This is a genomic window from Mycobacteriales bacterium, assembly GCA_035690485.1.
In the GTDB taxonomy this organism is placed as follows: domain Bacteria; phylum Actinomycetota; class Actinomycetes; order JAFAQI01; family DASSKL01; genus DASSKL01.
The window spans coordinates 21,685-27,684 of sequence record DASSKL010000099.1; the positions used below are offsets into that span (position 1 = coordinate 21,685).

Sequence of the window (6,000 nt, forward strand, 5' to 3'; positions counted from 1 at the left end):
TTCCCTCGGGGTGTGCGTCAGCAAGGTCTACTGCCCCGCGCACCGCCGGGCAAGACCCGTGCGGTGGCCGCCCTACCCATGATTGCCCGGCGCTACCGCCGCGGGGGGTCCTCAACGGTTGATCGTGAGCGTGACCGTCGTGCTGCACGGCTGCGTGGCGGACAGCCGGAACGATCCCTGCACCGTGCCCTTTGTGAACGGCGCGTCGGCCTCGTCCGACTCCGAGTCGCCCTGGCCGAGCGTGTAGCCCGCCGCGGGCAGCTGCTTGAGGACGAAGCGCACACCGTCGTGCAGCGACAGCGGCGCACGACCCTTCACGACGTGCCCGCCGTTGTCGGCCGCCTGGGTCGAGGTGATCGCCAGGCCCGGGAACGCCGGCAGGTCCGCGGGCACCCCGGCCGGCCAGTGCGCGCCGCCGGAGCCGGGCGCCGGGCAGGCGCTCGACGAGTCCGACGGGGCCGCGACGACCGGGTTGTCGCCGCCGGCCGAGCCGCCGCAGCCGGTGAGCCCGGCGGCGAGCAGGACGCCGACGGCGAGCGCGGACATGGCGGTGCGGTGGGGACGCTGCACGGTGACCTTCCTGGTGCGGGAGGGCGGCCGGGCGCCACCCGGGTGGAATCATTCGACGCGTGCGTGGCGACTCCTGGCCGGCCCCGACCCCGGCGACCCCGGTCGACGCCGTCGTTCGGGTGCCCGGGTCGAAGTCGCTGACCAACCGGCAGCTGGTGCTGGCCGCGCTCGCCGACGGCCGCAGCCGGCTGCGGCGCCCGCTGCGCAGCCGCGACACGCTGCTCATGGCCGCCGGCCTGCGCGCGCTCGGCGTGCCGATCACCGACGACGGCGACGACTGGGTGGTCGACGGGCAGCCCGGGACCCTGCACCCGCGGGCGCCGTCGGTCGACGTCGGCAACGCGGGGACCGTGGCGCGGTTCCTGCCACCTCTCGCCGGCCTGGCCGAGGGCACCGTGAGCTTCGACGGCGACCCGCGGGTGCGCGAGCGACCGGTCGGGCCGTTGCTGACCGCGCTGCGCACGCTCGGCATCGACCTCGACGACGGCGGTCGCGGCTCCCTGCCGGTCACCGTGCACGGCCACGGCTCGGTGGCCGGCGGCGAGGTCACCCTCGACGCGTCGACGTCGTCACAGCTCGTCAGTGCCCTGCTCCTCGCCGCGCCGCGCTACGAGCGCGGCGTAACGGTGCGCCACGAGGGGCCCCCGGTGCCCAGCGCCCCACACCTGCGGATGACCGCCGCGGAGCTGCGGGCCGCGGGCGCCGAGGTGGACGACGCGACGCCGGACGTGTGGCGCGTCGCCCCCGGCGTGCTGCGTCCGCGAGACGTCGACGTGGAACCCGACCTGTCGAGCGCGGCGCCGTTCCTCGCGGCCGCCCTGGTCACCGGTGGACGCGTGACGCTCGCCGGTTGGCCCGCCGGCACGACCCAGCCGGGCGCCAGCCTGCCGGAGCTGCTGGCCCGGTGCGGTGCGACGTACACGGTCGACGGCGACGGGCTCACGGTCACCGGCGGCGATGAGATCCACGGGCTGGAGGCCGACCTGCGCGACTGCCCCGAGGCCGTGCCGGTGCTGGCCGCGGTCGCCGCACTGGCCGACGGCCCGAGCCGGCTGACCGGCATCGCCCACCTTCGGCTGCAGGAGACCGACCGGCTGGCCGCGCTGGCCGCCGAGATCAACGGCCTGGGCGGACGGGTCCGCGACACGGCCGACGGGCTGGAGATCCAGCCGGCAGCGCTGCACGGCGGCCGGTGGCGGACCTATCACGACCACCGGATCGCGATGGCGGGTGCGGTCCTCGGGCTGCGGGTGTCGGGCGTGCTCGTCGAGGACGTCGCCACCACCGGCAAGACGCTGCCCCGGTTCGTCGACCTGTGGGCCCGGATGCTCGGAGCGCCGCACTGAGTCCACGCGCGGGCGACCCGGAGGACCACCACGGCCGGGCAGGCCGCGGGTCCCGGCCGCGCAGCCGGCTACGGCCCAAGCACGAGGACGCGGTCGCCGGGCTGGTCGTCGCGGTCGACCGCGGCCGCTACACCTGCCGGGTCGGCGACCACGAGGTCGTCGCGATGCGGGCCCGCGAGCTCGGCCGCCGCGGGGCCGTCGTCGGTGACCGGGTGGCGCTGGTCGGCGACGTCAGCGCAGATCCCGACCGGTTGGCCCGGATCGTGCGGATCGAGGACCGCGCGTCGGTGCTGCGCCGCAGCGCGGACGACGACGACCCGCTCGAGCGGGTGATCGTCGCCAACGCCGACCAGCTGGTCGTCGTCACCGCCCTGGCGGACCCGCCGCCCCGACCCGGTCTGGTCGACCGGTGCCTGGTCGCGGCCCACGACGCGGGCATCGGCCCGCTGCTGTGCCTGACCAAGGCCGACCTCGCTCCGCCGACGGACATGACCGAGATCTACGGCCCGGCGCAGGTCCCAGCCGTGGTGCTGGGCCGCCACGACGGCGCGCTCGACGGTCTCGACGCCCTGCGCAGGCGGCTCGAGGGGCGGGTCAGCGTGCTCGTGGGTCACTCCGGGGTCGGCAAGTCGACCCTGGTCAACGCGCTGGTGCCCGGCGCGAACCGGCGTACGGGAGCCGTCAACGTGACCACCGGCCGCGGCCGGCACACGTCGACCTCCGTGGTCGCGCTGCCGGCCGGGCCGGACACGTTGATCATCGACACGCCCGGCATCCGGTCGTTCGGGTTGGCTCACATCGATGCCGGCCGGCTCGTCGCGGCGTTCCCCGAACTCGCGCCGGGCACGGCGCAGTGCCCGAGCGACTGCGACCACCTCGACCCCGAGGTGTGCGCGCTCGACCGGTGGGTGGGCGAGGGGCACGCCCACCCCGAGCGGCTCGCGTCGCTGCGCCACCTGCTCGTGGCGCGCGGCGCAGGGGACTAGACGCTGGCGCCGAGGCTGATCGTGTCCTTGATCTCCTGGCGGCGCAGGGCCAGCTCGGCCTTGGCGGCGTCGATCTTCTCGGCGATGTCCTCGTCGTCGCGCATGAGCGCTTCGAGGTCGACGCCGGCCATGTCGAGCACGCCCATGTCGGCGTAGGCCTTCTGGACCTTGTCGCCCCACAGGCCGATGTCCTTCATGCAGGGGACGATCCGGCTGAACAACAGCGACTGGAAGACCTGCTGGATCTCGGAGTTGCGGGTGATCTCCAGGATCTCCTCGGTGGGCAGGCCGAGGGTGTCGAACACCTCGCGGCCCTCGAACCGGTCGCGCATCAGGTAGCAGCCCTCGACCGCGAACTCCTCGCGCTCGGCGCGCTCCTTGTCGCTCAGCTCGGCGTAGTAGTCCTTCAGCGACAGCCGGCCGAACGCCACGTGCCGCGCCTCGTCCTGCATGACGTAGGCGAGGATCTGCTGCACGAGCGGGTTCTTCGCCATGTCGCGGTAGAGGCCGAACGCCGCGAGCGCCAGGCCCTCGATGAGGACCTGCATGCCGAGGTAGGCGTAGTCCCACTCCTTGTGCTCGAGGGCGTCCTTGAGCAGGGCGGCCAGGTCGTCGTTCATCGGGTAGACCAGCCCGATCTTCTCCTGCAGGAACTTGCTGTAGACCTCGACGTGGCGGGCCTCGTCCATCGTCTGGGTGGCCGCGTAGAACTTCGAGTCGAGGTCGGGCACGGTCTCGACGATGCGCGCCGAGACGACCATCGCGCCCTGCTCACCGTGCAGGAACTGGCTGAACAGCCACGAGGACTGGTGCCGGCCGAACTCGTCCTGCTCCTTCTTCGACATCTTGCGCCAGATGTCGGTGTTGGCCAGGTCGTTGTACTCCTCCGGGAAGCCGGCCGGGTCGTTGGGGTCGACCTCGATCGACCAGTCGATCCGCTTCGTGGAGTCCCACTGCTTGTCCTTGCCCTTCTGGTACAGGGCCAGCAGCCGGTCACGGCCGTCGTCGTAGTCCCAGGTGAACAACGTGTCGCCGACCATGGGGACGTCCCAGCGGGTCTCGACGTCGACGGGGATGGAGTACAGGTCCTTGGTGCTCATGCAGAGTTCCTCCGAGGGGGCATGACGAGGCGTTCGACGACTTGTGCGATGCGGGCGGCGACTCCGTCGACGGACTCGTCGGGGCCGGCCGGCAGGACGATGTAGGAGATCGTGAGACGTACGACGGTGTCGGTGACGGCGTCGATGTCGGCGACCGGCAGCGCCGGCCAGTGCTCGAGCAGGTAGTTGCGCACGGACTCCCGGGCGGCGCCGACGACCGGCTGGCCGCGGGTCGTCAGGAACGGCAGCAGGCCGTTGGAGTCGTCGGAGACCGTCGCCTTCAGCAGCGGGTTGCCGCTGGCCTCGCGCAGCGTGTGCGCCACGCAGGCGGTGATGGCGGCGACCGGCCCGGCGGCGTGCGCCTCCTCGAGCGCGGCCTCGGTGCCGTCGATGAACCGCTCGACCTCGCGCAGGGTCAGCGCCTGGGCGAGACCGTCCTTGCTGCCGAACTCGTTGTAGAGCGTCTGGCGAGACACCCCGGCGGCGGCCGCGACGTCGGCCATCCGTGCCTGGGCCCAACCCCCGGCCACGATCGCGTCGAAGGCCGCGTCGAGCAGCGCGTCGCGCGTCGCACCGGCGGGTGGCATACGTCACAGTCTTTACACGAGGGCGCTTCGTGTCAACCACCGGTACCGTGCTCGGGTGCCCTCCCTCGACCGGGACCTCGCGCTCGCGCACCTGCTCGCGGACGACGCCGACGCGATCACCACGGCGCGCTTCCAGGCGGTCGACCTGCACGTGGAGACCAAGCCCGACCTGACCCCGGTCAGCGACGCCGACCGGGCGGTGGAGGAGGCCCTCCGCCGCCGGCTCGAGCGCGAGCGGCCCGATGACGCGGTGCTCGGGGAGGAGTACGGCGCGCAGGGCGACGGTCCGCGCCGCTGGGTCGTCGACCCGGTCGACGGCACCAAGAACTTCGTCCGCGGTGTGCCGGTGTGGGCGACGCTGGTCGCGCTGCAGGCGGGCGGCGAGGTGGTCGTCGGGGTCGTGTCCGCACCCGCGCTCGGCCGACGGTGGTGGGCGGCCGCCGGCACCGGCGCCTGGACCGGGCCTTCGGTGCACGACGCGCACGCCTGCCGCGTCTCACGCGTGGCGACGCTGGACGACGCCTCGATCTCCTACTCCTCGCTCGGCGGCTGGGAGACCGTCGGACGATCGTCCGGGTTCCTCGACCTGCTCGGGCAGGCGTGGCGGACCCGCGCCTACGGCGACTTCTGGTCGTACATGCTCGTCGCGGAGGGCGCGGTCGACATCGCGTGCGAGCCGGAGGTCTCCCTGTGGGACCTCGCCGCCCTCACCGTCATCGTGGAGGAGGCGGGCGGGCGCTTCACCGACCTGACCGGCGCGGACCGCGCCGACGGCGGCAGCGCGGTGGCGAGCAACGGCCTGCTTCACGACGCAGCCCTCGCGGCGTTGGCGCCCGCGTGACGGACGACGGGGACGAGAGCCCGGTCGAACGCACGGCCCGGCGGCTGCGTGAGCAGGCGGCGGGCTGCGCCCTGATCGGCAGTCCGCTCTACGCCGCCCTGCTGGAGGACGCCGCCGACGACCTGATCGCCGGTGGCCCGACGCTGCGCGTGCTCGAGGACCACCTCCACGACCCCGGACCCAGCGCGCTCGCGCTGCGGATGCTTGGAGGCATCCACGCCCTCGTCCTCACCGGGCAGGCACCGGACCTCGCGCGCTATTACCCGTCAGCGAGCGGCACCGTCCCCGTCGACGCCGATGCATGGCCCGCGCTGGCCGCCGTGCTCGAGGATCACCGCGCCACCGTCCGGGACTGGCTGCTGCGCCCACCGCAGACCAACGAGGTCGGCCGCGGAGCGGCCCTCATCGGTGGGCTGCTGCACGCCGTGACCGAGGCGGAGCTACCGGTCAGGCTCGTCGAGATCGGCACCAGCGCCGGCTTGAACCTGCGCGCGGACCGCTTCCACATCACCGGCGCGGTCGCGTCGTACGGCGATCTGGACTCACCGGTACATCTCGGCGCCGCGTGGC

7 protein-coding genes are annotated in these 6,000 nt (G+C 73.6%); 4 read left to right on the forward strand and 3 right to left on the reverse strand.

Annotated elements, in window-relative coordinates:
- Window positions 1–111: 111 nt before the first annotated feature.
- Window positions 112–570: a hypothetical protein gene (locus VFJ21_15020; GenBank protein ID HET7408433.1), complete on the reverse strand. Its 459-nt coding sequence runs from the start codon at window positions 568–570 to the stop codon at window positions 112–114.
- Window positions 571–629: 59 nt separating this feature from the next.
- Here VFJ21_15020 and aroA point away from each other — a divergent pair, with 59 nt between their 5' ends.
- Window positions 630–1,916 (forward strand): 3-phosphoshikimate 1-carboxyvinyltransferase, encoded by a 1,287-nt coding sequence (gene aroA / locus VFJ21_15025; GenBank protein HET7408434.1) that lies wholly within the window; start codon window positions 630–632, stop codon window positions 1,914–1,916.
- Window positions 1,886–2,902: a ribosome small subunit-dependent GTPase A gene (gene rsgA, locus VFJ21_15030; protein HET7408435.1), complete on the forward strand. Its 1,017-nt coding sequence runs from the start codon at window positions 1,886–1,888 to the stop codon at window positions 2,900–2,902. The genes aroA and rsgA overlap by 31 nt, the downstream gene beginning before the upstream one ends.
- Here rsgA and VFJ21_15035 read toward each other — a convergent pair.
- Window positions 2,899–4,002: a ferritin-like domain-containing protein gene (locus tag VFJ21_15035; protein HET7408436.1), complete on the reverse strand. Its 1,104-nt coding sequence runs from the start codon at window positions 4,000–4,002 to the stop codon at window positions 2,899–2,901. The two genes, rsgA and VFJ21_15035, sit on opposite strands and share 4 nt — an antisense overlap.
- A complete protein-coding gene (locus VFJ21_15040; GenBank protein ID HET7408437.1) occupies window positions 3,999–4,589 on the reverse strand; it encodes a TetR family transcriptional regulator in 591 nt (196 codons plus the stop codon). The genes VFJ21_15035 and VFJ21_15040 overlap by 4 nt, the downstream gene beginning before the upstream one ends.
- 55 nt (window positions 4,590–4,644) lie before the next feature.
- Between VFJ21_15040 and hisN the strand changes: the two genes are divergently transcribed.
- Both hisN and VFJ21_15050 read left to right on the forward strand, forming a co-directional pair.
- Window positions 4,645–5,430 (forward strand): histidinol-phosphatase, encoded by a 786-nt coding sequence (gene hisN, locus VFJ21_15045; GenBank protein HET7408438.1) that lies wholly within the window; start codon window positions 4,645–4,647, stop codon window positions 5,428–5,430.
- The coding region (locus VFJ21_15050) for a DUF2332 domain-containing protein (protein HET7408439.1) at window positions 5,427–6,000 on the forward strand (574 nt) is incomplete at its 3' end. The genes hisN and VFJ21_15050, both read left to right, overlap by 4 nt.

What these genes read in the sequence shown, in the direction of transcription:
- VFJ21_15035 (HET7408436.1), bottom strand. Translation starts at nt 4,002, where the DNA reads ATGAGCACCAAGGACCTGTACTCCATCCCCGTCGACGTCGAGACCCGC.
- VFJ21_15040 (HET7408437.1), bottom strand. Translation starts at nt 4,589, where the DNA reads ATGCCACCCGCCGGTGCGACGCGCGACGCGCTGCTCGACGCGGCCTTC.